This is a genomic window from Burkholderia cepacia GG4, from assembly GCF_000292915.1.
GTDB classification, from domain to species: domain Bacteria; phylum Pseudomonadota; class Gammaproteobacteria; order Burkholderiales; family Burkholderiaceae; genus Burkholderia; species Burkholderia cepacia_D.
The window spans coordinates 1,780,808-1,807,151 of record NC_018514.1 but is presented as its reverse complement, the minus strand read 5'-3'; the positions used below and the strand labels follow the sequence as shown (position 1 = coordinate 1,807,151).

The 26,344-nt window shown below is 66.5% G+C and carries 21 protein-coding genes and 1 pseudogene; 15 read left to right on the top strand and 7 right to left on the bottom strand.

Annotation, left to right across the window (positions count from 1 at the left end; translation table 11 throughout):
* Positions 1–19: 19 nt before the first annotated feature.
* The 7 genes from trpA to GEM_RS23700 all read left to right on the top strand — a co-directional run bounded on the left by trpA (position 20) and on the right by GEM_RS23700 (position 7,597).
* On the top strand, positions 20–838 hold the full coding sequence (gene trpA / locus GEM_RS23730) for a tryptophan synthase subunit alpha (protein WP_014899950.1): 819 nt from the start codon (positions 20–22) through the stop codon (positions 836–838).
* A gap of 64 nt (positions 839–902) precedes the next feature.
* A complete protein-coding gene (gene accD / locus GEM_RS23725) occupies positions 903–1,775 on the top strand; it encodes an acetyl-CoA carboxylase, carboxyltransferase subunit beta (RefSeq protein WP_014899949.1) in 873 nt (290 codons plus the stop codon).
* 100 nt (positions 1,776–1,875) lie between these two features.
* Positions 1,876–3,186 carry a bifunctional tetrahydrofolate synthase/dihydrofolate synthase gene (folC, locus tag GEM_RS23720; protein ID WP_014899948.1) on the top strand — a complete coding sequence of 437 codons (1,311 nt, stop codon included), beginning with the start codon at positions 1,876–1,878 and terminating at the stop codon, positions 3,184–3,186.
* 29 nt (positions 3,187–3,215) lie between these two features.
* Positions 3,216–4,067 carry an SPOR domain-containing protein gene (locus tag GEM_RS23715; protein ID WP_014899947.1) on the top strand — a complete coding sequence of 284 codons (852 nt, stop codon included), beginning with the start codon at positions 3,216–3,218 and terminating at the stop codon, positions 4,065–4,067.
* A gap of 6 nt (positions 4,068–4,073) precedes the next feature.
* Positions 4,074–4,568, top strand: coding sequence for a CvpA family protein (locus GEM_RS23710; protein ID WP_014899946.1), 495 nt, complete (start codon positions 4,074–4,076; stop codon positions 4,566–4,568).
* A 52-nt stretch (positions 4,569–4,620) separates the two neighbouring features.
* Positions 4,621–6,153: an amidophosphoribosyltransferase gene (purF, locus tag GEM_RS23705; RefSeq protein WP_014899945.1), complete on the top strand. Its 1,533-nt coding sequence runs from the start codon at positions 4,621–4,623 to the stop codon at positions 6,151–6,153.
* A 253-nt stretch (positions 6,154–6,406) separates the two neighbouring features.
* The gene (locus tag GEM_RS23700) at positions 6,407–7,597 is read left to right on the top strand and encodes an O-succinylhomoserine sulfhydrylase (protein ID WP_014899944.1); all 1,191 of its coding nucleotides are present in this window, start codon (positions 6,407–6,409) and stop codon (positions 7,595–7,597) included.
* 108 nt (positions 7,598–7,705) lie between these two features.
* On the opposite strand, the gene GEM_RS23695 is transcribed toward GEM_RS23700, so the two are convergent.
* Genes GEM_RS23695 through GEM_RS23685 form a run of 3 tightly spaced genes read right to left on the bottom strand, consistent with a single transcriptional unit; the run spans position 7,706 to position 10,810 of the window.
* Positions 7,706–8,677, bottom strand: coding sequence for an NAD-dependent epimerase/dehydratase family protein (locus GEM_RS23695; RefSeq protein WP_014899943.1), 972 nt, complete (start codon positions 8,675–8,677; stop codon positions 7,706–7,708).
* The gene (gene gmd, locus GEM_RS23690; protein ID WP_014899942.1) at positions 8,664–9,710 is read right to left on the bottom strand and encodes a GDP-mannose 4,6-dehydratase; all 1,047 of its coding nucleotides are present in this window, start codon (positions 9,708–9,710) and stop codon (positions 8,664–8,666) included. Before gmd ends, GEM_RS23695 begins: the two co-directional genes overlap by 14 nt.
* Positions 9,711–9,745: 35 nt before the next feature.
* Positions 9,746–10,810 carry an acyltransferase family protein gene (locus GEM_RS23685; RefSeq protein WP_014899941.1) on the bottom strand — a complete coding sequence of 355 codons (1,065 nt, stop codon included), beginning with the start codon at positions 10,808–10,810 and terminating at the stop codon, positions 9,746–9,748.
* Between the two features lie 185 nt (positions 10,811–10,995).
* Here GEM_RS23685 and GEM_RS31530 point away from each other — a divergent pair, with 185 nt between their 5' ends.
* The 4 genes from GEM_RS31530 (at position 10,996) to GEM_RS23670 (ending at position 17,445) form a co-directional block, all read left to right on the top strand.
* Positions 10,996–11,199 (top strand): hypothetical protein, encoded by a 204-nt coding sequence (locus GEM_RS31530; protein ID WP_148283887.1) that lies wholly within the window; start codon positions 10,996–10,998, stop codon positions 11,197–11,199.
* 105 nt (positions 11,200–11,304) lie between these two features.
* A complete protein-coding gene (locus GEM_RS23680; RefSeq protein ID WP_041490808.1) occupies positions 11,305–13,497 on the top strand; it encodes a hypothetical protein in 2,193 nt (730 codons plus the stop codon).
* Between the two features lie 19 nt (positions 13,498–13,516).
* On the top strand, positions 13,517–14,983 hold the full coding sequence (locus GEM_RS23675; RefSeq protein ID WP_014899939.1) for a flippase: 1,467 nt from the start codon (positions 13,517–13,519) through the stop codon (positions 14,981–14,983).
* Positions 14,980–17,445 carry a glycosyltransferase family 4 protein gene (locus tag GEM_RS23670; protein ID WP_014899938.1) on the top strand — a complete coding sequence of 822 codons (2,466 nt, stop codon included), beginning with the start codon at positions 14,980–14,982 and terminating at the stop codon, positions 17,443–17,445. Before GEM_RS23675 ends, GEM_RS23670 begins: the two co-directional genes overlap by 4 nt.
* Positions 17,446–17,872: 427 nt before the next feature.
* Here GEM_RS23670 and GEM_RS23665 read toward each other — a convergent pair whose 3' ends face one another.
* Entirely contained in the window at positions 17,873–19,048 is a 1,176-nt protein-coding gene (locus GEM_RS23665) for an acyltransferase family protein (RefSeq protein WP_014899937.1), read from the bottom strand.
* Positions 19,049–19,262: 214 nt separating this feature from the next.
* On the opposite strand from GEM_RS23665, the gene GEM_RS31960 reads away from it, so the two are divergent.
* Complete coding sequence (locus GEM_RS31960; protein WP_006479318.1) at positions 19,263–19,406, top strand: hypothetical protein; 144 nt, start codon at positions 19,263–19,265, stop codon at positions 19,404–19,406.
* Between the two features lie 228 nt (positions 19,407–19,634).
* Positions 19,635–20,522, top strand: coding sequence for a UTP--glucose-1-phosphate uridylyltransferase GalU (gene galU / locus GEM_RS23660; protein ID WP_014899936.1), 888 nt, complete (start codon positions 19,635–19,637; stop codon positions 20,520–20,522).
* Positions 20,523–21,049: 527 nt separating this feature from the next.
* Here galU and GEM_RS23655 read toward each other — a convergent pair.
* A complete protein-coding gene (locus GEM_RS23655) occupies positions 21,050–22,168 on the bottom strand; it encodes an acyltransferase family protein (RefSeq protein WP_014899935.1) in 1,119 nt (372 codons plus the stop codon).
* Between the two features lie 258 nt (positions 22,169–22,426).
* On the opposite strand from GEM_RS23655, the gene GEM_RS23650 reads away from it, so the two are divergent.
* Both GEM_RS23650 and GEM_RS23645 read left to right on the top strand, forming a co-directional pair.
* Entirely contained in the window at positions 22,427–22,876 is a 450-nt protein-coding gene (locus GEM_RS23650) for an HU family DNA-binding protein (protein WP_011548077.1), read from the top strand.
* Between the two features lie 255 nt (positions 22,877–23,131).
* Positions 23,132–23,934: pseudogene (locus tag GEM_RS23645) on the top strand (aminoglycoside adenylyltransferase family protein).
* Between the two features lie 145 nt (positions 23,935–24,079).
* Here the strand turns inward: GEM_RS23645 and GEM_RS23640 are convergent.
* The gene (locus tag GEM_RS23640; protein WP_014899933.1) at positions 24,080–24,553 is read right to left on the bottom strand and encodes a VOC family protein; all 474 of its coding nucleotides are present in this window, start codon (positions 24,551–24,553) and stop codon (positions 24,080–24,082) included.
* Between the two features lie 492 nt (positions 24,554–25,045).
* Positions 25,046–26,206, bottom strand: coding sequence for a porin (locus GEM_RS23635; protein ID WP_014899932.1), 1,161 nt, complete (start codon positions 26,204–26,206; stop codon positions 25,046–25,048).
* Positions 26,207–26,344 lie beyond the last annotated feature (138 nt).

Here is a 26,344-nt window from a genome sequence, read left to right as displayed (position 1 = left end):
CGCATCAAGGAAAATTGCCATGTCCTCCCGTATCCAGCAGACCTTCGCCGCACTCGCCGAACAAGGCCGTAAGGGCCTGATCCCGTTCATCACGGCCGGCGATCCCGACCCCGCGAAGACCGTCGAGTTCATGCACGCGCTCGCCGAAGGCGGCGCCGACGTGATCGAGCTCGGCGTGCCGTTCTCGGACCCGATGGCCGACGGCCCGGTGATCCAGCGCTCGTCGGAGCGCGCGCTCGCGCGCGGCGTCACGCTGAAGAGCGTGCTCGCCGACGTGAAGCGCTTCCGCGAGACCGACCCGAAAACCCCCGTCGTGCTGATGGGCTATGCGAACCCGATCGAGCGCATGGGCGTCGACGCGTTCGCGACCGAAGCGCAGGCGGCCGGTGTCGACGGCGTGCTGGTCGTCGACTATCCGCCCGAAGAAGCGGGCGTGTTCGCCGAGAAAATGCGCGCCGCGCAGATCGATCCGATCTTCCTGCTCGCGCCGACGTCGACCGACGAACGCATCGCCGACGTGGGCAAGATCGCGAGCGGCTACGTGTATTACGTGTCGCTCAAGGGCGTGACCGGCGCCGGAAATCTGGATGTTTCGAGCATTGCGGGTAAAATCCCGGCCATCAAGTCGCGCGTGCCGGTTCCGGTGGGCGTCGGCTTCGGCATCCGCGACGCAGAAACGGCGCGCGCAGTGGCCGAAGTGTCGGACGCCGTCGTGATCGGCAGCCGCCTGGTGCAGCTGCTCGAGAGCGCCGCGCCGGAGGGTGCCGCCGCCGCGCTGAAGACTTTCATCGCCGAGCTGCGCGCCGCCCTGGACGGCGCCGGCAACACGGCGCGATAAACACAACACAGGAAGCGGGAACGGGCCGGTCGGCCCGCCCCGCCACGGAACAGGAAACCATACGATGAGCTGGCTCGACAAACTGTTGCCGCCGAAGATCAAGCAGACCGACCCGAAAAGCCGCAAGGGCATTCCGGAAGGCCTGTGGGTCAAGTGCCCGTCCTGCGAGGCCGTGCTGTACCGCAACGACGTGGACGCGAACCTGCACGTGTGCCCGAAGTGCGATCACCACATGCGCATCGGCGCGCGTGAACGCCTCGACGGGCTGCTCGATCCGGAAGGCCGCTATGAAATCGGCCAGGAAATCGTGCCGGTCGACACGCTGAAGTTCAAGGACAGCCGCAAGTATCCCGATCGTCTGAAGGAAGCAATGGACGAGACGGGCGAGACCGACGCGATGGTCGTGATGGGCGGTGCGATCCACACGCTGCCCGTCGTCGCGGCCTGCTTCGAGTTCTCGTTCATGGGCGGCTCGATGGGTTCGGTCGTCGGCGAGCGCTTCGCGCGCGGCGCGCAGAATGCGCTGGAGCAGCACGTGCCGTTCATCTGCTTCACGGCGTCGGGCGGCGCACGGATGCAGGAAAGCCTGTTGTCGCTGATGCAGATGGCGAAGACCACCGCGATGCTGACCAAGCTGGCCGAAGCCAAGCTGCCGTTCATCTCGGTGCTGACCGACCCGACGATGGGCGGTGTGTCGGCGAGCTTCGCGTTCCTTGGCGACGTCGTGATCGCCGAGCCGAAGGCGCTGATCGGCTTCGCCGGCCCGCGCGTGATCGAGCAGACGGTTCGCGAGAAGCTGCCGGAAGGTTTCCAGCGCGCCGAATTCCTGGTGAAGACGGGCGCGGTCGACATGATCGTCGACCGCCGCAAGATGCGCGACGAGATCGCGCAGCTGCTCGCGCTGCTGCAGCGACAGCCGGCCGACGCGCTGGCCTGATTGGCGCGACGTTGTGAACTGCGCGCGTCGCCCGGCTGAACCGCCGGGCGGCGCGTTTCGTTTTTTGGCGTAGTGGCGGTACCGATTCAGATTTGATCCGATGAGCACTTTTCCCACTCTCGACGCGTGGCTTTCGCATCTCGAACGCGCGCACCCGGTCGGCATCGACATGGGCCTCACCCGTATCGGGCAGGTCAAGGCGGCGCTGCAGCTCGAATTCGCGTGCCCCGTGATCACGGTCGGCGGCACGAACGGCAAAGGCTCGACCTGCGCGTTCCTCGAGGCGATCCTGGTTCATGCGGGCTACAAGGTCGGCTGCCACACGTCGCCGCACCTGCTCGAATTCAGCGAGCGCGCGCGCGTGAACGGGCAACAGGTCAGCGACGCCGAGCTGCTGCCGCACTTCGAAGCCGTCGAAGCCGCGCGCACGTCGCTGCCCGAGCCGGTCTCGCTCACGTACTTCGAATTCACGACGCTCGCGATCCTGCACCTGTTCGCGTCGCGCGGGCTCGACGCGGTGATCCTCGAAGTCGGCCTCGGCGGCCGGCTCGATGCGGTCAACATCATCGATACCGATTGCGCGATCGTCACGAGCATCGACATCGATCACACCGAATACCTCGGCGACACGCGCGAGAAGATCGCGTTCGAGAAGGCGGGGATCTTCCGCGCGGGCAAGCCGGCGATCTGCGGCGATCCCGCGGTGCCGAACACGCTGGTCGACCATGCCGCCGCGATCGGCGCCGACCTGTGGCTGGTCGGCCGCGATTTCCGCTATGAAGCGCAGCCGGGCGCGGAGCGCCAGCAATGGAGCTATCTCGGCCGCGACAAGCGTTATCCGGCGCTCGCGTATCCGGCGCTGCGCGGCGCGAATCAGCTGATCAATGCATCGGCCGCGCTGGCCGCGCTCGAGGCGCTGCGCCCGGTGCTGCCGGTGTCCGCGCAGGACATCCGGCTCGGGCTCGCGAACGTCGAGCTGCCCGGCCGCTTCCAGGTGCTGCCCGGCAAGCCGGCGATCGTGCTGGACGTCGCACATAACCCGCATGCGGCGGCCGTGCTCGAGCAGAACCTCGGCAACATGGGCTTCTTCCCGTACACCTACGCGGTGTTCGGCGCAATGCACGACAAGGACATCGACGGCGTGCTGCGGCACCTGAAGGGCGAGATCGACCACTGGTGCGTGACCGACCTGCCGCTGCCGCGCGCGGCGAGCGCGGAGCAACTCGAAGCCGCGCTGCGCAAGGCCGGCGTGGAGGAGGGGGCCGATTCGAGCGTGACCCGGTTCGCGTCGCCCGCCGAAGCATTTCGAGATGCACTAAAAAGAGCATCCGAGAATGATAGAATCGTGGTTTTCGGCAGTTTCCATACGGTGGCAGGTGTGATGGCCTACCGGAAATCGCAGCAACACTGACTGACGGGCAGTTTCGGACTCAGCCATTCATGGGAATTTTCTCGTTCGGCAAGAAAGACGACGACGCGCCCACCCGGCGCGGCGGTCGTACCGGGGCCTCCCGGAACGTGCGCACGGAGCGCACAGAACGCGTCGAGCGACGCACGCGCCGCACCGAGCGTCCGGAATCGGACGCACTGCTCCTCGATCCGACCCTTCCAGAAAAGCAACGCGCACGCCGGCGTCTCGTCGGCGCGATCGCGCTCGTCGTCGCCGCCGTGATCGTGCTGCCGATGGTGCTCGATTCGCACCCGAAGCCGGTCACCGACGATATCGCCATCGATATTCCGAACCGGCCCGCGCATCAGGCGGTCGCGCCGCGTGACGACGACGCGTCCGACGTGCAGGCTGGCGTCGCGCATGACGAACCGCCGGCGTCCGATGTCGCCGTGGCGGCCGTTCCGGCGCCCGTAGCGAAGGATGCGGCCAAGCCGGCCGCGAAGCCCGATGCGTCGACCTCGACGACCTCGACGACCACGGCAAGCGTGACGCCGCCGAAGCCCGCAGCGAAGCCGGCTGCCCCCGCGGCGAAGCCGGTTGCGCCGAAGCCGGCGCCGGCGGTGGTCGCGAATGCCGACGCCGCGACCGACAGCGGCGACGCATCGTCGCCGGCATCGCCGGCCGGTGCGCGCTTCGCGGTGCAGCTCGGTTCGTTCAAGGACGACACGACGGCGCGTTCGTGGGCCACCAAGTTGAAATCGGCGGGCGTGCCCGCATATGTCGAGCACAGCAAGCAGGCTGACGGCAGCACGGCTACACTGCTGCGTGCCGGCCCGTTCGCGGATCGTGCGGCGGCATCCGCCGCGATCGCGAAGGTTCGCGAAGCCGGACTCACGCAGTAACGTGCGATGCTGACGGCTTTCGACTACGCTGTATTGGCGGTGATCGCGTTGTCTGCGCTACGTGGCGCGTGGCGCGGCTTCGTCTCCGAGATTTTCGGGCTGATCGGCTGGATCGCGGCGGTCGTGATCGCGGCCCGCTTTGTCGGACTGGTCGTGCCTTACATTCCGGCGAACTGGCCGGGCGGCGCGCTGACACAGTGGGTGATCGCGTTCGCGTTGATCGTGATCGGCGTCGTGTTCGTCGCGGGCGTTGCGAACGCGCTGTTGTCGCGGATCGCGCAGGCGACGGGCCTCGGCGGGGTCGATCGCTCGCTGGGCATGATGTTCGGGCTGGTCCGCGGCTGCGTGCTGGTGGTGCTGCTGGTCGCGGCGGCCGGGCTGACCGAATTGCCCAAACAGGAATTCTGGCGCAATGCGCTATTGCGTCCTTTCGCCGAGCAGGGCGTGCACGAGCTGAAGCAGCTCCTGCCCGACGGCATGGCCCAGTACGTGCGCGTTTGACGACGCGAGCCGGGCAGGACGGAACCGATTTTGTCATCTTGAAGGACATGCCATGTGCGGCATCGTAGGTGTTATCTCCCAATCCCCGGTCAATCAGCTGATCTATGACAGCCTGCTGCTGCTGCAGCATCGCGGTCAGGACGCAGCGGGCATCGCGACGGCGGACGGCAGCAATTTCCACATGTACAAGGCGAACGGCATGGTGCGCGACGTGTTCCGCACGCGCAACATGCGCAGCCTGCCCGGCACCTACGGCATCGGCCAGGTCCGCTATCCGACGGCCGGCTCGGCGTCGAACGAAGCCGAGGCGCAGCCGTTCTACGTGAACGCGCCGTTCGGGATCATCCTCGCGCACAACGGCAACCTGACGAACTGGGAGCAGCTGAAGGACGAGATGTTCCGGATCGATCGCCGGCACCTCAATACCAACTCCGACAGCGAAGTGCTGCTCAACGTGCTCGCGCACGAGTTGCAGCTGTCGACGACGGGCCTCGAGCTCGATCCGGCCGCGGTGTTCAAGGCCGTCGCCGGCGCGCATCGCCGCCTGCAGGGCTCGTACGCGATCGTGTCGCTGATTGCCGGTTACGGCCTGCTCGCGTTCCGCGATCCGTTCGGCATCCGCCCGCTCTGCATCGGCAAGCTCGAGACCGAACACGGCACCGAATGGATGGTCACGTCGGAGTCGGTGGCGGTCGAAGGCATCGGTTTCGAATTCGTGCGCGACTTGCAGCCGGGCGAAGCGATCTTCATCGACAAGGCCGGCAACTTCCACAGCCAGCAGTGCGCGGAGAACCCGACGCTGAATCCGTGCATGTTCGAATACGTGTATCTCGCGCGTCCGGACTCGTGCCTCGACGGCGTGCCCGTCTACAACGTGCGCCTGCGCATGGGCGACTACCTCGCCGAGAAGATCAAGCGCGAGCTGCCGAACGTGCCGATCGACGTCGTGATGCCGATTCCCGATTCGTCGCGCCCGGCCGCGATGCAGGTCGCCGCGAAGCTCGGCGTCGAGTATCGCGAAGGCTTCTTCAAGAACCGCTACGTCGGCCGCACGTTCATCATGCCGGGCCAGGCGGTGCGCAAGAAGTCGGTGCGCCAGAAGCTCAATGCGATGAGCATCGAGTTCAAGGACAAGCACGTGCTGATCGTCGACGACTCGATCGTGCGCGGCACGACCTCGCACGAGATCGTCCAGATGGCGCGCGATGCGGGCGCGAAGTCGGTGATCTTCGCGTCGGCGGCGCCGCCCGTGAAGTTCCCGAACGTGTACGGCATCGACATGCCGACGCGCGGCGAGCTGGTTGCACACGGCCGCACCGACGAGGAAGTCGCGAAGATCATCGGCGCCGACCACCTGATCTATCAGGACGTCGACGACCTGCGCCGCGCGGTGCGCGACATCAACCCGAAGCTCGAGGGCTTCGAGGCGTCGTGCTTCGACGGCAACTACATCACCGGCGCCGTGACGCCCGAGTATCTCGACGCGATCGAGCGCGCACGCCTCGCACCGGCGTCGCAGGCCGATCGCGACGCGGCCAGCGACACCGCCGTGTCGCAGATGAACCTGCAGTTGTCGGTCGAGTAATGCCGGCGCACGCTTCGAATGAAGCGTGATAGGATGTGGCCTTGCGTCGATTTGATTCAGCTTGCGGACGCGGGGCGACTTCCCAAAACAGCTAAAGCGAAGGCCGGCGGCAGCCGGCCCGAGTCGATCGCTGTCGTATGTCGTACCGCACCGAAGCCCGCTGATGCCGACGCATAGCGGGCTTTTTGTTTTTTGGCCTGGTTTTGATCTGGCCTGCGCAACGCGCGTGGCCATCGGATACGGAAAACGGAACATGGACGACTCCCTCAACTTCGACACGCTTGCCGTGCGCGCAGGCACGCTGCGCAGCGACTTCAACGAGCACTCGGAAGCGCTGTTCCTCACGTCGAGTTTCTGCTTCTCGAGCGCGGCCGACGCGGCCGAGCGCTTCGCGAACTCGGAAGACTACTTCACCTATTCGCGCTTCACGAACCCGACCGTCACCATGTTCCAGGAGCGTCTCGCGGCGCTCGAGGGCGGCGAGGCCTGTATTGCGACGGCGTCGGGGATGGCCGCGATCATGTCGGTCGTGATGTCCGCACTGCAGGCCGGCGACCACCTCGTCAGCTCGCGCAGCCTGTTCGGCTCGACGCTCGGGATGTTCTCGCAGATCTTCAGCAAGTTCGGGATCACGACGACCTTCGTCGACCCGACCGACCTGAACGCATGGCAGGAAGCCGTGCGGCCGGAAACGAAGATGTTCTTCCTCGAGACGCCGTCGAACCCGCTGACCGAACTCGCCGACATCGAGGCGATCGGCAAGATCGCGAAGGCCGCGAACGCGCTGTTCGTCGTCGACAACTGTTTCTGCAGCCCGGTACTGCAGCAGCCGCTGAAGCTCGGCGCGGATGTCGTGATGCACTCGGCGACGAAATTCCTCGACGGGCAGGGCCGCGTGCTTGGCGGCGCACTGGTCGGCTCGAAGGAATTCATCATGGGCAAGGTGTTCCCGTTCGTGCGTAGCGCAGGCCCGACGCTGTCCGCGTTCAACGCGTGGGTGCTGCTGAAGGGGATGGAGACGCTGTCGCTGCGCGTCGAGAAGCAGTCGGCGAACGCGCTGGAAATCGCGCGCTGGCTCGATTCGCATCCGGCCGTCGCGCGCGTGTTTCATCCGGGCCTCGAATCGCACCCGCAGCACGAACTCGCGAAGCGTCAGCAGAAGGCGGGCGGGGCGATCGTGTCGTTCGAGCTGAAGGGCGACACGCCCGAACAGCAGCGCGAGAACGCGTGGCGCGTGATCGACAACACGAAGCTGATCTCGATCACCGGCAACCTCGGCGACACGCGTACGACCATTACGCATCCGGCGACCACCACGCACGGCCGCATCACGCCGGAAGCGCGCGCGGCAGCGGGGATCAGCGAAGGGCTGATCCGCTTGTCGGTCGGCCTGGAGGATGCGGGCGACCTGCGCAAGGATCTCGCGCGCGGGCTGGAGGGCTGAGCGCGGCACGTCACGCAGGTCGTGACGTGATCCGACGTGACGATGGACGAAGGGCCGTTCGCGCAAGCGAACGGCCCTTCGTGTTTTGTACCCGTGAATTCGCCGGGCTTACGCCGTGCGATGTCCGTTCGCGTGCGTGTCGTTGCGCATCGCGTCGACCATCCACCGTAGCGTGTCGTCGAGCGGCGTGACGGGCAAATCGCCCACCGCGCGCCGCAGCTTGTCGCGCGACCCGGAGAGGCTTTTCACTTCGTTGTGCCGAACGAAGCGCGGATCGATCGTCACGTCGATCACGTAACCGGCGATGCGCGACAGCATCGCCAGCACTTCCTTCAGCGAATACGCGCGCTCCGAGCAGACGTTGAACGTCTCGCCGGCCGGCGCGGTTTCGAGCAGCTTCAGGTAGGCGGCCGTCACGTCGCGCACGTCGGAGAAGTCGCGGCTCACGTCGAGATTGCCGAGCGAGATGCGCGGCGCGTTGCGCGCAAAGTGCGACACGAGCTTCGGCAGCAGATAGGCGTCGCCCTGGCCGACGCCCGTGTAGTTGAACGGCCGCGCGATCACGATCGGCAACCGGTCGGCCCACAGCTTCGCCGCGTACTCCATCGCCAGCTTGCTGACCGCGTAGTCGTTCGCGGGCGCCGGTGCGACGGTCTCGTCGAGCACGCCGGCCGTCGAATTGCCGTAGATGTTCGCGCTGCTGGCGAGCAGTACTGCCGACGGGCGGCGCTCGAGGCCCGCGAGCGCGGCCAGCAGGTTGCGCGTGCCGACGATGTTGACCGCGTAGGCCTGCGACGGCTCGTCGTGCGCGACGTGCGCGCGCGCGGCGAGATGCACGACCGCATCGGGGCGCGCATCGGCGGCTGCCGCACGCATCGCGTTCGCATCGAGCAGGTCGACCGGCAGCAACGTGCAGTTCGCGAGCGCCGGATCGTCGGGCCGCGGCGCGCCGGGCGCCATGGTGCCCCACACATCGTAGCCGGCCGCGTGCAGGCGCTGTGCCATGTAGCGGCCGGTGAAGCCCGTCAGGCCCGTGACGAACGCACGGCGCGACGGGCGGCCGGCTTCAGAACGTGTCATGGTGACGATTCCGCGTCAGGTCCGCCTCGACCATCATCTGGCAAAGCTGCTCGAGCGTGGTTTCCGGCGCCCAGCCGAGTTTGCTCTTGGCCTTGTCCGCGCAGCCGATCAGCAGGTCGACTTCGGCGGGGCGGTAGAACTTCGGGTTCACTTCGACGAGCACGTTGCCGTTCGATGCGTCGATGCCGCGTTCCTGCTCGCCCTTGCCGGTCCATTCGATCTGGAAGCCGGCGGCCGCGAACGCCATCCGCACGAAGTCGCGCACGGTCTCGGTGCGGTTGGTGGCGAGGACGTAGGTGTCGGGCTCGTCGACCTGCAGCATCCGCCACATCCCTTCGACGTATTCGAGCGCGAAGCCCCAGTCGCGCTTCGCGTCCAGGTTGCCGAGCTCGAGCCTGGTCGCCTTGCCGAGCTTGATCTTCGCGACGGTGTCGGTGATCTTGCGGGTGACGAACTCGCGGCCGCGCAGCGGCGATTCGTGGTTGAACAGGATCCCGCTGCAGCCGAACAGGTCGTAAGACTCGCGGTAGTTCACGGTCATCCAGTGCGCGTACAGCTTCGCGACGCCGTACGGGCTGCGCGGGTAGAACGCGGTCGTTTCCGTCTGCGGGATCGACTGCACCTTGCCGAACATCTCGGACGTCGACGCCTGGTAGAAGCGCGTCTTCGGGCTCACGACGCGGATTGCCTCGAGCAGGTTCAGCGGGCCGATGCCCGTCACTTCGGCGGTCGTCGCCGGCTGGTCGAACGACACGCCGACGAAGCTCTGCGCGGCCAGGTTGTACAGCTCGTCGGGCTGCGTGCGTTCGAGCAGCCGCAGGCTCGAGCCGGCGTCCGTCAGGTCGTGCTCGACGAGCGAGAGGTTCGGGTGCGTGTCGACGCCGAGCTCGGCGATGCGCCAGAAGTTGACCGAGCTGGTGCGGCGGTAGGTGCCCGTGACTTCGTAGCCCTTGTCGAGCAGCAGCTTGGTCAGGTAGGCGCCATCCTGCCCGGTGATCCCCGTGATGATGGCCTTCTTGCGAGTTTGGCTCATGGCAATGTCCTGGTCGAAACGATGGATTGAGAAATTCAGGCGGTCGTGCGCGCGGCGGCCGGCAACGTGCTGCGCGCGGGGCCGCGCGTCAGGCGTCGTTCGAAGCCGTACCAGCTCAGGGTGGCGTACGCGAGCGTGATCGCGAGTGCGAGCGCGGCCGTGACGAAGCGGTTCAGGTGCAGCGGCCACAGCGCGTACAGCACGCTCAGGTGGATCAGGTAGACGGTGTAGCTGACGGTGCCCACGTAGACGAGCAGCGGATTCGTCAGCACGCGCTGCACGAGGCCGCGTCCGCGCAGCGCGATCACGACGATCGACGTGCACAGCAGCAGCGAGATGCTGTAGAGCGCGGCGTTCGACAGCGGCGTGTTCGCCGCGCGGAAACGCGGGAACGACAGGTGTAGCCAGCCGAGGATCGCGAGCGACACCAGCGCGCCGACGATCGCGAGCGGGTAGAACGGCTCCAGCGCGCGCCGGTCGCGACGCAGCACGATCGCGAGCAGCGCGCCCGCGGCCAGCAGGTCCATCCGGAACGGCGTCAGGTAGTAGATCGGCCAGAACGAATCGAACCATGGCGTCGCGATCGCGCGCAGCACGGGAGCGGCGACGATCAGCGCGGCGGCGATCCACAGCAGCACGCGCTCCGAACACCACAGCACGACGAACGGCCAGAAGATGTAGAACTGCTCCTCGACCGCGAGCGACCACAGCACGTTCAGGCTGTCGTGGCCGATGCTGCCGAGCGACAGCCCGATGTTGGTCGAGAAGAACGCGAACCACGGCCAGTGCGGCAGCCAGCTCGCGCCGAACAGCAGCATCGACACGACCAGCAGCAGCACGTACGGCGGCAGGATCCGGCGCACGCGGCGCGCGTAGAAGTGGCTGAAGTACGACTGCCCGCGCGCCTTGCGATCGAGCAGGATGCCGGTGATCAGCAGGCCGCTCAGCACGAAGAACAGGTCGACGCCCATCCACAGCGGTGCTTTCAGCGCGTGTTGCAGGAACACCGCGCCGACGGCGATCGCGCGCAGCCCGTCGAGCTGCACGATGCGGCCGTGTTGCGGCGGGGCGAGGTCGGCGGTGCGCGAGATGACCGTCATCGCGCCACCCCTTTGCGACGCGCGGCCGATGCCGTGGCGCGCCGCGCATCCGATGCGTGAACGTAATGCATGCGTTTAAATGAAATATTGAATCGAAATCGATTCTAGGGAAAAGAAATCGGCAAAAAAACGCATGTCATTTATCCGCTTGAAAACCTTCAAATCCCGATCGTTTCAATCACGACATGAAAGGTTTGCAGGCCGGGCGCCGCGATGGGCGGGGTGGAGCGGCATTTTCTACGGATCGCCGCGTGAAAGGCGGTCGATATTGCCGCTTCGGCAGGTTTATTTCATGCCGTTCCGGCGCGATATTTCAGGCGGAAACATCCCCAAATATTTCCAAATTTCTTGTGATTATTTTTGCTTGTAACCTGCATCGCGACGTTTGAAACCCACACGCGACAGGTCATCCGGGCAGGCAATCCGCCACCACGGCGCCGGTCGCTTCCGCATCAAGTCTGGAGAGCGCATTGCGACGTCCGATTCTGATTGGCATGACGATATGCGCGGCGCTGACGGCGAGCGCCGCACCGGCTGAAACCGTGTTGCCCGCGACCACATCGTGGATCGGCAACACGTCCGGCTATGGCGACGGCAGCTGGACGCAGATCGACATCCGTGCGATCGCGGTGACGCCCGACGGCAAGGTGTATACGAATGCGCCGTGGGACGAGAGCGGCGCCGAGGCGAGCGTCTACCAGGACGGGAAGATGCTCGGCTTCGCCGGCGGCACGCACGGCTGGGGTAACCTCGGCGGCAACGCGGTCGCGGTGAACAGCAAGTACGCATACGTCGCGATCGGCGTCGGCAACGAGCGCGGCCACCTGCAGTCGCCCGGCATCTGGCCGGACAAGGGCAAGCAGTGGTTCGGCATCTCGCGGCGCACGATCGGCGACATGAAGCAGCCCGCGCCGTTCCGCGCGGCGCCGCAGGTCGCGCCCGGCGGGCGTGCCGATGCCGGCCGCGCGCGGATGGCCGCGAGCTTCATGATGGTCAACGAGGTGCCGGCCCCCGCACGTTCGGAAGTGGGCGAGGCGAAGGCGGAAGTGGGCGGCCTCGCGGCCGACGACAAGACGCTGTTCGCGACGAATCCGTCGCATGACGCGGTGGACGTGTACGACGCCGAGACGATGCAGAAGAAGGGCACGTGGAGCGAGCACGAGCCGGGCCGCATCGCGCTCGCCGGCGACGGCACGCTGTGGCTGCTCACCGATACGCTCAGCGGGCCCGCGCATCTCGTGCACGTGCGCGCGGACGGCCGCAAGCTCGACGACGCGCCCGCGTTGCCCGACGGCACCGAGGCGGTGGACGTGGCGGTCGACCCGAAAGGGCGCGTGCTGGTCGCGGACAACGGTCAACGCCAGCAGGTGCTGATTTTCTCGAAAGGCGGCAAGGGTTATGCGCCGTCCGGCACGCTCGGCGAGCGCGGCGGCATCTTCGCGGGCCCGGTGCCGGGCCGCCCGGGGCCGCAGCGCTTCAACGGGCTGACGGGCGTGGGCGTCGATCGCGCGGGCAACGTGTACGTGTCGATGAACGGCATCGGGCCGCGTCACGACACGATCGGCGCGGGGCTCGGCGCGGTGCTCGAAAGCTACACGCCCGAAGGCAAGCTGCGCTGGCAGGTGCAGGGGCTGCTGTTCGTCGACGGCGCGTGGCTCGATCCCGCGCGGCCGAACAGCGTGTACACGGGCAACAAGCGCTTCGAGCTCGATCTGTCGAAGCCGCCCGGCCAGGACTGGAAATACGCCGGCTTCCTGTCGAACCGCTTCAAGTATCCGGACGATCCCGTGTTCCACACGGACCAGTATCCCGGCATGCCGTTCGCGCGGCGCGTCGACGGCCGCACGTTCCTGTACCTGACCGACATGTATGCCGATCACCTGAAGATCTACCGCTTCGATGCGAAGCGCGACGGTGAGGTCGCGGTCCCGTCGGGCCTGATCGCGGGCCGCGCGCGGCCGGTCGACAAGGTGCCGAACAAGCCGCCGGGCGGCGACTGGATCTGGCGCGACGCGAACGGCAACGGCCGGCTCGACGAGGACGAGTTCACGACCAACACGACCGGCAAGGCGAAGGCGGGCGGCTGGGGCTGGTGGGTCGACACGAAGGGCGACATCTGGCGCACGAGCGACGTGCGCGGGATTCACCGTTTCAGCTACGGCGGTGTCGACAAGGCCGGCAACCCGATCTACTCGTACGACAAGGTCACCACCTATCCGATGCCGCAGCCGTTCACGCAGCTGCGCCGCGCGATCTACGAGCCGCAGACGGACACGCTGTACGTGACGGGCTACACGGCCGACGCGCCGCCGCAGCCGGGCATCAACAAGGAAGTCGGCCGCGTGCTGGTGCGCTTCGACAAGTGGTCGACCGGCTCGCCGGTGGTGCGCTACACGGTCGCGTTGCCGTGGCAGCTCGACGCGAAGCCGATCTTCGACCTGATCGGGATCACGGTCGAGGGCCGCTACATCTTCACGGTGGAGCCGGTCGGCAAGATCCACGTGTACGACAAGGAAACCGGCAAGGAAGTCGGCGTGATGAGTCCGGGCGCGGAGGTCGGCAAGGCGTCGGGCTGGGTCGACGTGCCGTTCGGCATCAGCGCGTTCCGGCGCGAGAACGGCGAATACCTGGTGTTCGTCGAGGAAGACGCACGCGGCAAGGTGCTCATGTACCGCTGGAAACCGTAACGGGCCCATGGGCTAAAGCATGGACAAAGGCATACTCAAGAACGTATCGATCAATTTCATCGGGCTGATCCTGCCGACCTTCGTGTCGCTGGTGACGGTGCCCGCGTATATCCACGCGCTGGGCGTCGAACGCTACGGTGTCGTCAGCCTGGTGTGGACGCTGATCGGCTATTTCGGGATCCTCGATCTCGGGATGAGCATGGCCGCGCAGAACCACATCTCGAAGGCGCTCGCGAGCGGCAACGACGACGAAAGCGCACGCGTGTTCTGGAGCGCGTTCTGGCTGAACCTCGGCACCGGCATCGTGGGCGGCTTGCTGATCTATTTCGGCGCGTTCGTCTACACCGCGTATTTCACGAAGGTGTCCGCGGCGATGCAGCACGAGGTGTATCTCGCGCTGCCGTGGCTCGCGCTCGCGATTCCGCTCGCGAACGTGTCGTGGGTGTTCGCCGGCGCGATCAACGGCGCCGAACGGTTCGGCGTGTTCAACACGAACCAGACGATCGGCACGTTCCTGTTCCAACTGCTGCCGCTCGGCGCCGCATGGTGGATCGCGCCGAACCTGCAGACCGTGCTCGCCGCGGCAGTCGTCGCGCGCCTGATCGCGGCGGTGATGCTCGGTCACGCGAGCATCAAAGTGCTCGGGATCCGGCGTATCGATCCGCCGCAGTGGGGTACCGCGAAAGGGCTGTTCAACTTCGGCGGCTGGATGCTGATCGCGAGCACCGCGAGCATGGTCGCCGACACGCTCGATCGTGTGATGCTCGGCGCCGGCATGGGCGCGAAGTTCGTCACCTACTACACGGTGCCGCAGAACCTCGTCACGCGGCTGAACATGCTGCCGAACGCGCTGGTGCGCACGCTGTTCCCGCGCCTGTCGGCGGTCGGCCGCGATCACGCCGACACGCTCGCGCGGCAGTCGCTCGAATTCCTGAACGGCGTGTTCACGCCGGTCGGCATCGTCGCGATCTTCGCGCTCGCGCCGTTCCTCACGCTGTGGGTCGGCGCCGATCTCGCCGCGCATTCCGCGCCGGTCGGCCGCGTGCTGGTGATCAGCGTGTGGCTCGTCGGCCAGGCGAGCGTCACGCGGATCCTGATCCAGTCGCAGGTCAACCCGGCGCGGGCGGCGTTCGCCGGGCTCATCGAGATGCCGTTCTTCGTCGGCGGCCTGTGGTTCGGCATTCACCACTTCGGACTGATCGGCGCGGCGGTGGTCGTCGCGACGCGTGCGCTGGTCGACTACGGCGTGCTGCTTTACCTGTCGGCGATCCGGATGCGCGCCATCGTGCTCGACATGCTCGCGCATCTCGCCTTCCTGCTCGCGAGCCTGTTTCTCGCGCAAGCGTGGTCGGGGCTCGGCGAGTCGATCGGCCTGTGCGCAATCGTGCTGGTGCTGAACCTTGCGTGGTCGCTCACGATGACGCCGGGGCTGCGCGCGCTCGTGCGCGACCTGTTCGTCCGTCTCAATGCGAGGAAAACGATATGAATCGCGATCTGGCGGAACACGCCATCCTGAACCTGGCCACCGCGGACGCCGCCGTGGCCGATGCCGGTGACGCCGCCGCGCTGCGCCGGTCCGAGCCGGCCGGGCGGGCAGGCGCACGCGATGCGTCGCGTCCGCTGCGCGTGGCGATCGTCCACGACTGGCTCGTGACCTACGCGGGCGCCGAGCGCGTGCTCGAGCAGCTCGTCGCGTGCTTTCCCGACGCGGACCTGTTCAGCCTCGTTGATTTTCTCGACGATCGCGCGTTCGTGCGCGGCAAGCCGGTGACGACCTCCTTCATCCAGAAGCTGCCGTTCGCACGTACCAAGTACCGCAGCTACCTGCCGCTGATGCCGCTCGCGATCGAGCAGCTCGACGTGTCGGAGTACGACCTCGTGATCTCCAGCAGCCATGCGGTCGCGAAAGGCGTGCTGACGGGGCCGGACCAGATGCACATCAGCTACGTGCATTCGCCGATCCGCTATGCGTGGGACCTGCAGCACCAGTATCTGGAACAGTCGAACCTGACGCACGGGCCGAAGTCGCTGCTCGCGCGGATGATCCTGCACTACATCCGCAACTGGGACACGCGTACCGCGAACGCGGTGGACGGCTTCGTCGCGAACTCCGCGTTCATCGCGCGGCGCATCCGCAAGGTCTACCACCGCGACGCGGCGGTGATCTTCCCGCCGGTCGACGTCGACGGCTTCTCGCTGAACGAGGTGAAGGACGATTTCTACCTGACCGCGTCGCGGATGGTGCCGTACAAGAAGATCGACCTGATCGTCGAAGCATTCTCGCGCACGCCCGAGCGCAAGCTCGTCGTGATCGGCGACGGCCCCGAGATGCAGAAGATTCGCGCGAAGGCCGGCTCGAACGTCGAGATCATGGGCTACCAGCCGTTCGCGGTGCTGCACGACCGGATGCGGCGTGCGAAAGCGTTCGTGTTCGCGGCCGAAGAGGATTTCGGGATCTCGGTCGTCGAGGCGCAGGCATGCGGCACGCCGGTGATCGCGTACGGCAAGGGCGGCGCGCTCGAAACCGTGCTCGAGCCGCGCTCGCATGCGAATCCGACCGGGCTGTTCTTCGACGAACAGACGCCGCACGCGATCGTCGCGGCGGTCGACGATTTCGAGCGCGCGCCGCAGCGCTTCACGCCGCACGCGTGCCGCGCGAACGCGGAGCGGTTCTCCGCCGATACGTTCCGCCGGCGTTTTCTCGACTATGTGGAAGCGGCGCTGCCCGGCTCGACCGAGCAGCGCGGTACGGCGGCGGCGCCGATGCCGGCCGCGCGCGGCCCGGCAACGCTCGTGCTCGACCAGAGCGGCGTGCTGGGCGGCGCCGAGCTGTCGCTGCTGGAGATCATGAAGCACATGCGCGCGAACGCCGACGTGCTGCTGTTCGACGACGGCCCGTTCCGCGCGGCGCTCGACGAGATCGGCGCGCGCGTCGACGTGCTCGACCAGGGCGCGCTCGCGGGCGTGCGCAAGCAGGGCGGCGTGTCGGCCGGCGCGTTGAGGCAGTTGTTCGCGCTCGTGCGCGACGTCGCGCGGCGCGCTCGCCGCGCCGAGGTGATCTACGCGAACACGCAGCGCGCGATGGTGGTCGCCGCGCTGGCCGGGCGGCTCGCGCGCAAGCCGGTGGTCTGGCACCTGCGCGATATCGTCAGCGACGATCATTTCGGCAGCAAGCAACTGATGGCGATCAAGTACTGCGCGCGGTTCGGCGTCACGCGCGTGATCGCGAACTCCGACGCGTCCGCGCAGGCGTTCCGCGCGCTGACGGGTTTCACGCCGCAGCATGTCGACGTCGTGTTCAACGGCATTTCGGCCGAACCGTTCGACGCGCTGGAACACACCAGCCAGGCTGCGCTGCGCGCGCGCTTCGGGTTGCCCGAGCACGCCTGGCTCGTCGGCTCGTTCAGCCGCCTTGCGCACTGGAAGGGGCAGCACCTGCTGCTGGAAGCCGCGGCGCGGCATCCCGACATGCACGTGGTGCTGGTCGGCGCGCCGCTGTTCGGCGAGGACGAATACGCGGCCCAGTTGCACGAGATCGCTGCGCGCCACGGCATGAACGAGCGCGTGCATTTCCTCGGGTTCCAGCGCGACGTGGCCGCGTGCATGATGGCGGTCGACGTCGTCGCGCACACGTCGATCACGCCCGAGCCGTTCGGGCGCGTGATCGTCGAGGGCATGCTCGCGCAGCGGCCGGTGGTCGCGGCACGCGCGGGCGGGGTCGTCGAGATCATCGAGGACGGCGAGAACGGGCTGCTCTGCGAGCCGGGCGACGCGGCCGCGCTGGCCGATGCGCTCGGCGCGCTGAAACACGACGCCGCGCTGCGCGAGCGGCTCGTCGCGAGCGGGCGCGCGACCGCGGTGCGCCGGTTCGGCACCGAGACCTATGTGGAGCGGGTCGAGAAGATCCTCGCGGATACGGCGAAGGCCGCGAAGGCAAAGCGGCAGTAGGCGACAGCCGGCGGCGGCCCGCGCAGCGGGTCGTCGTGAACCGGCGGGAAACCGGCCCTCATGCGGCGTTGTGCTGCATGGGGGTTTTGTCTTTTGGGCGGGGTGGACCCTGTCACGCGCCGGGCGTGGGTGGTCGGAGCAGAGCGAAGCGCTACAGCGCGTGCTTGAGCCGGGCCGCTGTCTGGACCGGAAGCGCGCGGGGCGCCGCGAGCGGCGCCGTGCGGTCATGCCGTGGGGCGGATGAGGTTGGGGCGAGGCGACGGTAGTGCAGCCGCCCGGACGGCCGTTACGCGCGGCTTGCACACCTCCGTGTGGCGTTCCTGCCATGCCCCGTCGCGCAGATGCATCCTCACGCCCGTTACGCCGATGAAAAAGCCCCCGCGCAGTCGGACGCTGCACGGGGGCCGGGAGAGCCGGAGCGGCGCGCTCAGGCGGCCTGTTCGGGCACCGGTGCGACGACGCGGGAAGGGCGAGCCGGCTTCAGGCTGGCCGCCCACGTCATCGCGGGGCGTTCGAACAGCCGGTAGAACACGTAGGCGACCGGAATCGCGGCGGCCATGAACGCGAACGACGGCCAGATCGACAGTTGCAGCTCGGAATGGAACAACACCGAACCGAGGCACACGAACAGCGGCAGGTGGATCAGGTACAGCGAGTAGCTGAAGTCACCGAACCAGCCGAGCACGCGCAGCAGCGGCGTCGGGCGCGGCGGGCAGGCGAGTGCGCGATACAGGAAGCAGGCGAAGCCGGCCGCCCACAGCTGGAACGCGCCGTACTGGCCGAAATGGAACGCGCCGCAGCCCGCCGCCAGCAGCGCGGCGGCGACGACGTACCACGCGCGCGACGGCACGGCGGCCGCGCCGCGCGCCGGCTGCGCGCGCACGTCGGCGATCCACGCGCCGACCGTCCAGGACAGCCAGTACGACGTGAAGAACTGCAGGTCGTGCCGTTCGAGCAGCCACGCCGACGCGACGTTGACGAGCGCGACGGCCGCCACGATGGCCGGCATCCCGATGCGCCGGCGCAGCGCGAACAGCAGCGGATAGATCACATAGAACTGCACTTCGAGCGACAGGGTCCACAACGCGCCGTTCGACCCGTACGTGTAGCCGGCGACGCCCTGCAGCGAGAACAGGTTTACGAGGAACGCAGTGATGCCGACATCGCGGATCTTGTGGCTGACCGGCGCGATCTGCAGGCTGACCGCGTCGAGCGCGAGCGTGAACAGCAACGCGGCGAGCAGCACCGGGTAGATGCGCGCGAAGCGGCGCGCCCAGAAGTTCGGCGCGTCGAGCCGGTACGCGGGGTTGGCCGCGAGCTTGAGCGCCGCGTTGCGATGGATGCAGTAGCCGCTGATCACGAAGAAGATCGGCACGCCGGCGGATCCCCACGCGAACGGGAAGGTCAGGTAGCCGGCGATTGCGCTCGGGTTGAGCGCATGACCGTAAGCGTGATGGAAGCTCTGCATGCCGACCCAGACGACCTGGCGGCAGTGGAAATAGGCGACGAGCAGCGCCGCGAACCCGCGCATCGCGTCGATCACGTGTTCCTTGTGGTCGGCGACGGGCGGCGCGGTCAAAGGCGATCCGCTGAAAGCTTGCATGCGATTCGATTCCTTGCGACGGATGAAGGGGATGGTCCAATCGTAATGCGCAAGAATTCGACCGAATGAATAAAAAAATCGTGGCGCGAAATAATGGCATTTCAGATGATGGGTTTTATTAAGCCATGAAAGCGGTTTCGCAGGTGCCAGAATTATTTGCCGATTTTTTTCTGATAGTTTGAAGCTCCAGTTGATTGATGCAAGGAGCGGCAAGATGGACATGCATTGGATCGCGAGTGCGGCAGTACTGCTGGTCATGGCCGTGCTGTCGGCGTACCGCGAGGCGCTGAAGAACGAGCCGATTCGCCCCGGTCTCGAGCGGGGCGGCGTCCCGTATATCGAGGAATTCGAATCGTAAGAATTTGTATCGGGAAAATCGGTAATTTGTTTCTGCTCGGGCACTCGGTTCGGCAATATCGACCGAATTTGCGGATTATCTATTTTCCGGAAACATGGGCAATCGGTTCATATCGAAAATGAGCGGAGTGGAATTGGCCGTACCGTCGATTCTCGATATGCCGTTCGGAAAACAATCGCGCCGGGTCGCAGGGCGACGCGGCGCAGTCAACGCAATCAGGATGCGAACATGTTGAAAGTCACCAAGGCCGTGTTCCCGGTCGCCGGTCTCGGCACGCGGTTCCTCCCGGCAACGAAGGCGAGCCCGAAGGAAATGCTGCCGGTCGTCGACAAGCCACTGATCCAGTACGCGGTCGAGGAGGCGATCAACGCCGGTATCACCGAGATGATCTTCGTGACCGGGCGCAGCAAGCGCGCGATCGAGGATCACTTCGACAAGTCGTACGAGATCGAGGCCGAACTCGAGGCGCGCGGCAAGGAAAAGCTGCTCGAGCTCGTGCGCGGCATCAAGCCGAGCCACGTGAACTGCTTCTACGTGCGCCAGCCGGAAGCGCTCGGCCTCGGTCACGCCGTGCTGTGCGCGGAAAAGCTCGTGCACGGCGAGCCGTTCGCGGTGATTCTTGCGGACGACCTGCTGCACGGCGAACAGCCGGTGCTCAAGCAGCTCGTGGACGTGTTCGACCACTATCACAGCTCGGTGATCGGGGTCGAGACGATTGCGCGCGAGGACAGCCGCTCGTACGGCGTCGTCGAAGGCCGGGAGTGGGAAGAGGACATCATCAAGTTGTCGGGCATCATCGAGAAGCCGGCGCCGGAAGACGCGCCGTCGAACCTCGGCGTGGTCGGCCGCTACGTGTTCATGCCGACGATCTTCGATCACCTGCGCCGGCTCAAGCCGGGCGCGGGCGGCGAACTGCAGCTTACCGACGCCGTCCAGTCGCTGCTCGCGAACGAACAGGTGCTTGCGTATCGCTATTTCGGCACGCGTTTCGATTGCGGCAGCAAGATCGGCTACCTCAAGGCGACCGTCGAGCTCGCGCTCCAGCATCCGGAAGTGAGCCGCGAATTCGAGGCGTACCTGCGTACCTGCCTGCCCGCGCTGGCTGCTGTCGCATAAGCAGCCGCGCAGCTCCGTTGTTTCAGGTGGTGGTTGTTCCGTTGGCCCCGGCTGCCTCGTGCGCCGGGGCTTTTTTGCGTGCGGGCGAGGTGTGGGGCGACGGCGGACGGGCGGCGGGCAAGCAGCTGCGCCGATGCCCGGCGGCCTCGAATCAGATCGAACGGGTGCGTTCGCGGCAATCCTGACGCATCGCCGTCGGGCCGTGGTTCGGTTTTCGGTATGCGGCGCGCAGTGCGCGAGTTGCCGTCGCGATGAAACCGGGGCCGACGTGCCCGCCGCGTGTGATCCGTTCGACGCTTGCGCGTGTGGCGATTCGCAAATGACGTCGACGTCGACGCCGCGCATCTGCGCCCCAGGGGTATTGCATCCGTCGATGCCGCGCATCTGTGCCCGAGGAGCGTTTCATCCGCCGACGCGAAGCGCGTTTCGGCGGCGACGGGGGCGCCGGCGCTGCACCGTTGCGGCGCCCGCCATCGCCGCCGCGCCGCGTGTGTTCCGGTTCCGTCGCTGGTGCGACGGTGTCCCGTTCAGCGCGGCGATGTCGTCGGCCGTGCGACGAAGTACCGCGTCAGCAGCGCGGCGATCGGCTTCTTGAAGTCGAGCAGGCGCCTTTCCAGATAGCGCCACGACAGATGTGCGAGCAGCACGGCGAGCGCGAACTGGAGCAGTTCGGGCAGTGCCTCCCGGACGATCGTCGGCATCGGCACGTGCGCGAACAGCGCAGGCAGTTTGCCGAAGTGTGCCGGAATCAGGTTGTGGAACAGGTAGAAACCGTAGCTGATGGTGCCGAGGTAGACGAGCGGCCCCCAGTCGAGCAGCGCGACGGCCGGGTGGTCGGGTTCACTGACGATCCACAGCATCAGCGCGCCGAGCGCCGCGGACAGGCCGAGATCCGCGAACCCCGCGGCGATGTCGGGCAGCCGCGTGAACGCGGGCAGCGCCAGGAAGAACACGACGCCGGCGGCACCGATCCAGCCCGGTGGAATGCGACGGACGACGGCCGGTCCGCGATCGGCGAGCGCCATCGCGCCGACGCCGCCGAGCGCGATCAGCGCGAAATTCCACGGTGAAAACGCGTAGATCAGGACCGGCGACGCATCGACCGCGTACAGCGCGAGATGCGCGAGCGCGCACAGCGCGACGGCCGCGACGCCGAGCGCGACGTGTCGCGCGGCGGGCACCGCGAGCAGCGTGAGCGGCGCAATCAGATAGAACTGCTGCTCAACCGCGAGGCTCCAGAAGTGTGACGTGGAGCCCGGCCAGCCGTCCTTGACGACGCCGATCCAGTAATTCGACAGGAACGTCGCGTGCCACGCGAGCCCGAGATTGACGCCGCGCTGGTAGAACAGCGCGTGCGCGATTGCGAGCGCGGCGAGCAGCAGGTAGTAGACGGGAAAGATCCGCAGCGCGCGCTTCGCGAGGAACAGCGCCAGCGCATGCCGGCGCGTCATCGTGCCGCGCTCGACCGCCTGACGGTTGCGATGCAGTTCGCCGACGATCAGGAATCCGCTGATGAAGAAAAACGTCCACACACCGAGCTTGCCTACGTCGACAGCGAGGACGTGGCCCTTGTGGGACAGGAAAACGAGAATGACGGCGATGGCTCGCAGGCCGTCGAGTCCTTTGACGTATCTGACTTCGCGCATGAAGGCATCCGGGGCACTGAGCGAGGTCAGTATAGGTGCGCAAATATCGAACGTAATTCGCGTTCGGACGTATACGTGAAGGCGTTTTTCGATGCTCGAGCGTCGGCGAAGTCGGTCGCGCGCAACAAAACCTGCGGGAAACCCCGCGAAAACGCATAAAAGTACTGCACGAAGCGTCACGGCGCTTGTAGAATCCGGCGTTGAAGCGCGCGCGTTGCACGCTTCGTGTATCCAACGACCACACCTGGTAGGAGAAACATGGCGACTTCCGCAAAAAAGGTGGCCAAGAAGGCTGCCGCACCGGCCACCAAGAAAGTGGCTGCCAAAAAGGCTGCGCCCGCGAAGAAAGTAGTGGCCAAGAAGGCTGTCGCAAAGGCAGCACCGGCCGCTCCGACGCCGCTGAAGGACAAGTTCACGAAGGCATCGCTCGCAACGCACATCGCTGAGCGCGCAGCTGTCGAAGTGAAGGCGGTCAAGGCAGTGCTCGTCGCACTCGAGAACGTCGTGCTGGGCTCGGTCCACAAGAAGGGCGCAGGCGAGTTCACGCTGCCGGGTCTGCTGAAGATCACGGCGCAAGTCGTGCCGGCGAAGAAGAAGCGCTTCGGCAAGGATCCGTTCACGGGCGAAGAGCGTTGGTTCCCGGCGAAGCCGGCCAGCGTGCGCGTGAAGGCACGTGCGCTGAAGAAGCTGAAGGACGCGGCTGCGTAATGCCGCGTAACGGCCGCCGAATGCATGTCGGCGGCCGTTGCGATGTCCGACGATCCCCGTTCGCGAAAGCGTGCGGGGTTTTTTATTGCGCTGCGCCAGGCGCGCGGCGGCGATGTCGTGAAGTGCGGCTGCGGCGTGACGCGATGCGCGTCCGGTGTTGCGCGCCGCATGTGTGGCAGCCGGATTGCCGCGTTCGCACCGGTGCGTCGTTTCGGATTGCAGCCCGCGGCGCATGTGCGATGCGGGGCTTGCGTCATGAACGCAGCGGTCGTTCCTGAAGCGATCGCCGAGCAGGTGAGCGCTGCGTGTGCTGCGATCGACCGGCATGTCGGCGCGACGCTGCACGCGATTCATCTGTTCGGTTCGGCGCTCGACGGTGGCCTGAAACCGCGCAGCGACATCGACCTGCCGGTGACCGTCGCGGTATCGCCCGGCGAACCGGCGCGGCGCGCGTTGATGTTCGACTTGCTGGATGTGTCGGCGCCGCCGGGTGGCGCGCAGCGCCTGCGTGCGCTGGAAGTCACCGTGGTCGTGCGCGGCGACGTGGTGCCGTGGCGTCATCCGGCGCGGCGCGAGCTGCAGTTCGGCGAGTGGCTGCGCCACGATCTGCGCGCGGGCCGCGTCGAGCCGCCGTGCGTCGATCACGATCGGGCGATTCTGTTGACCAAGGTGCCGCAGCACGACGTTGCACTGGCGGGCCGCGCGCGGCCGCGTGGTTCGAGCCGGTGTCTGCGCGCGACTTCGTCGCCGCGCTGCTCGCTACCGTCGCGCAGCGGGATGCCGAGCCGGACTGGCGCGGCGACGCATGCAACGTGGTGCTTGCGCTCGCCCGCATCCGGTACAGCGCCGCGACCGGCAGGATCGCGCCGAAGGATGTCGCGGTCACATGGGTGCTGGCGCGCGTGCCTGACGCGTACCGACCGATCGTGGCGGCTGAGCGTATCGTGCGTATCGTCTATCTGCGCGGTGAAGGCGACGACGCGATGCTGTGCGGCGAACCGGTCGCGGCGTTCGTTCGCTATGTGCGGTGGATCGTCGAAGCGATGCTGTCGGCGTAGCGGCGGGCGAGACGGCGCTCGTGATTGCATCGTGGCGCGACGCAATGTCGCCGTCGTGCGCCATGACGCCGATGGCCACGCGCGAATCGGCACACTTGCACAGGCTGCCCGCGCCGCGCGAAGCGCACGCAGCGCCGTGGCCGGGTCAACCCGCCGTGCCTGCGTACGCGGCCTTCAGCGCGGCGACGTCGAACTTCGTCATCTGCATCATCGCCGCGGCCACGCGCGCCGCCTTGACCTCGTCCCGGTCGGCCATCATCGGGATCAGTTCGTCCGGCACGATCTGCCACGAGACGCCGTAGCGGTCCCGCACCCAGCCGCAGCCGTCTGCGCTGCCGCCGTATTCGAGCAGCGCGCTCCAGTAGCGGTCCAGCTCGGCCTGGTCGCCGCAGTTGATCATCAGCGAGATCGCGTGATTGAACGTCTCGGTGCGCGGGTGGCTCATCGCGATGAACGGCTGCCCGAACAGCTCGAACTCAACCATCCGGGTGCCGCCGGTGCCGGACACCGCCGTGACGCGCACGACGCGCGAGTTCGGGAAAATGCCCGCATAGAAGGCCGCGGCTTCTTCGGCTTCCGTCGAGTACCAGAGGAACGGGGTGATCTTCTGAATCGTCATGGAACGTCTCCTGTCAGCTGTCGGTAGTGGGCCGGGCAATCCGCGCGCCGCCATCGATACGACGGATGACGGCGGCCGAAATCGACACGTCGAAGCATACGTTCTTCACATCGCGTGAGCAGGTCGGGGGTGCGGGAGTAACGTCGTCCGGCGTGGCGCGTGCGATGCCGAATCGGGTGGCGCGTGTGCGGGCTGGAACGCCGCGCATTCCGGGCGGCGCCAGCCGGGATGCGGCGCGCGTGCAGGGTTGTCTGCGGCCGGGGCCGGCGCAAGGTGTGCGCACCCCCTCGACGGGGCTTCCGGCGCGCCATGGGCGGCCCAGGAACCGCTGCCGGCCGGGTGCCGTACCCGTGGGTCCGGACCGTGTCCGTCGCCCGCCATGGCGGCGCGGGCGACGGACGAAAAAAAACCAGCCAGGGCCGAAGCCGATGACTGGTTTTGCAGTTCGGAGACATGGCGTCGGAGACGCCATGCACACCGGAAACGTACTTCTTAGAACTTGTGGCGCAGGCCGAGAGCAACCAGCTCTTGCGACTTCGTGCCGGCGATGCCGTACGAGCCGATCGAAGCTTGAGCTGCCGACGTCGTGCCATCTGCGTTCAGCTGCGTACCGCTTGCGTGCTGGTATGCGCCGACCAGGTAGATGTCCGTACGCTTCGACAGCGAGTAGTCGCCGCCCAGCGAAACCTGGTGGTACTTGGCGTCCGTGTTGCCGTTTGCCTTCGTGTACGAGTAGCCGAGGCCCAGCAGCAGCGGCGGCGTAACCTGGTACGTCACGAAGCCGCGGCCCGTGTTGTACTTCTGGGTCGCGCCGAAAGCCGAGAATGCGTCCGGCTTGTACTGTGCGTTGCTGTAGCCGAGGCCGACCGTCACCGGGCCGATTGCGTACTGACCTGCAACCTGTGCGATCGCGATCGACTTCGCCGTCACGTAACCCGCATTGATCGGGCCGTCGATGATGTTGTCCGACGTCGTCGAACCCCAGCCTGCACGGCCGACCGGCGTTGCCGGCGACGGGTTGGCTGCGTAGAAGTAGCCTGCAGCAACGCCAACCGGGCCGTTGTTGTAAGCCGCTGCGACCGACCACGTCTGGCCCGCGCCCGTCTTGCCTGCGACGCCGCCGAGGGCGTACATGCCTTCGACCTGGAAGCCTGCCCAGACCGGCGACGTGTACTTGATCGCGTTGCTGACGCGCAGCGAGTTGTCGTTGTTGTCGACGTCACCCGGCGTAGCGAACGTGCTGCCGAAGTAGTTGTCTGCCGTGACAGCCTGGACCAGGTCGACGAGCGGGTCGTACTGGCGGCCGAGCGTCAGCGTACCGTACTGGTTGCTCTCGAGGCCGACGTATGCCTGGCGACCGAACATGCGACCGCCCTGGTTCAGGTGGCCCGTGCCCGGATCAAAACCGTTTTCCAACTGGAAGATCGCCTTCAGGCCACCGCCGAGGTCTTCAGCACCCTTCAGGCCGAAGCGGCTGCCTTGCAGGTTGCCCGACAGCATTTGCCACGAATTGTTGCCTTGACCGTCATTGCCGTGAACGTAGGCAATCGACGTATCGATCACACCGTAAAGCGTCACGCTCGATTGAGCATGAGCAGCACCGGCAGCGCCCAGCAGGGCGAGCGAGAGGGTCGAGAGAGCGAGTTTCTTCATCGTTGAGTATCTCCACGCAAGTGATTCGTTATTTGTTGCGGATTGGAGAATAGCTCAGTGCAATACAGGCAAGAAAGCTTAAAAAATAAAGTGTCTCGAAAAGGTAACAGCTGAAAAAAGTGCATATATATCAAGCAC

What these genes read in the sequence shown, in the direction of transcription:
- trpA (WP_014899950.1), top strand. Translation starts at nt 20, where the DNA reads ATGTCCTCCCGTATCCAGCAGACCTTCGCCGCACTCGCCGAACAAGGC.
- accD (WP_014899949.1), top strand. Translation starts at nt 903, where the DNA reads ATGAGCTGGCTCGACAAACTGTTGCCGCCGAAGATCAAGCAGACCGAC.
- folC (WP_014899948.1), top strand. Translation starts at nt 1,876, where the DNA reads ATGAGCACTTTTCCCACTCTCGACGCGTGGCTTTCGCATCTCGAACGC.
- GEM_RS23715 (WP_014899947.1), top strand. Translation starts at nt 3,216, where the DNA reads ATGGGAATTTTCTCGTTCGGCAAGAAAGACGACGACGCGCCCACCCGG.
- GEM_RS23710 (WP_014899946.1), top strand. Translation starts at nt 4,074, where the DNA reads ATGCTGACGGCTTTCGACTACGCTGTATTGGCGGTGATCGCGTTGTCT.
- purF (WP_014899945.1), top strand. Translation starts at nt 4,621, where the DNA reads ATGTGCGGCATCGTAGGTGTTATCTCCCAATCCCCGGTCAATCAGCTG.
- GEM_RS23700 (WP_014899944.1), top strand. Translation starts at nt 6,407, where the DNA reads ATGGACGACTCCCTCAACTTCGACACGCTTGCCGTGCGCGCAGGCACG.
- GEM_RS23695 (WP_014899943.1), bottom strand. Translation starts at nt 8,677, where the DNA reads ATGACACGTTCTGAAGCCGGCCGCCCGTCGCGCCGTGCGTTCGTCACG.
- gmd (WP_014899942.1), bottom strand. Translation starts at nt 9,710, where the DNA reads ATGAGCCAAACTCGCAAGAAGGCCATCATCACGGGGATCACCGGGCAG.
- GEM_RS23685 (WP_014899941.1), bottom strand. Translation starts at nt 10,810, where the DNA reads ATGACGGTCATCTCGCGCACCGCCGACCTCGCCCCGCCGCAACACGGC.
- GEM_RS31530 (WP_148283887.1), top strand. Translation starts at nt 10,996, where the DNA reads ATGAAAGGTTTGCAGGCCGGGCGCCGCGATGGGCGGGGTGGAGCGGCA.
- GEM_RS23680 (WP_041490808.1), top strand. Translation starts at nt 11,305, where the DNA reads ATGACGATATGCGCGGCGCTGACGGCGAGCGCCGCACCGGCTGAAACC.
- GEM_RS23675 (WP_014899939.1), top strand. Translation starts at nt 13,517, where the DNA reads ATGGACAAAGGCATACTCAAGAACGTATCGATCAATTTCATCGGGCTG.
- GEM_RS23670 (WP_014899938.1), top strand. Translation starts at nt 14,980, where the DNA reads ATGAATCGCGATCTGGCGGAACACGCCATCCTGAACCTGGCCACCGCG.
- GEM_RS23665 (WP_014899937.1), bottom strand. Translation starts at nt 19,048, where the DNA reads ATGCAAGCTTTCAGCGGATCGCCTTTGACCGCGCCGCCCGTCGCCGAC.
- GEM_RS31960 (WP_006479318.1), top strand. Translation starts at nt 19,263, where the DNA reads ATGGACATGCATTGGATCGCGAGTGCGGCAGTACTGCTGGTCATGGCC.
- galU (WP_014899936.1), top strand. Translation starts at nt 19,635, where the DNA reads ATGTTGAAAGTCACCAAGGCCGTGTTCCCGGTCGCCGGTCTCGGCACG.
- GEM_RS23655 (WP_014899935.1), bottom strand. Translation starts at nt 22,168, where the DNA reads ATGCGCGAAGTCAGATACGTCAAAGGACTCGACGGCCTGCGAGCCATC.
- GEM_RS23650 (WP_011548077.1), top strand. Translation starts at nt 22,427, where the DNA reads ATGGCGACTTCCGCAAAAAAGGTGGCCAAGAAGGCTGCCGCACCGGCC.
- GEM_RS23640 (WP_014899933.1), bottom strand. Translation starts at nt 24,553, where the DNA reads ATGACGATTCAGAAGATCACCCCGTTCCTCTGGTACTCGACGGAAGCC.
- GEM_RS23635 (WP_014899932.1), bottom strand. Translation starts at nt 26,206, where the DNA reads ATGAAGAAACTCGCTCTCTCGACCCTCTCGCTCGCCCTGCTGGGCGCT.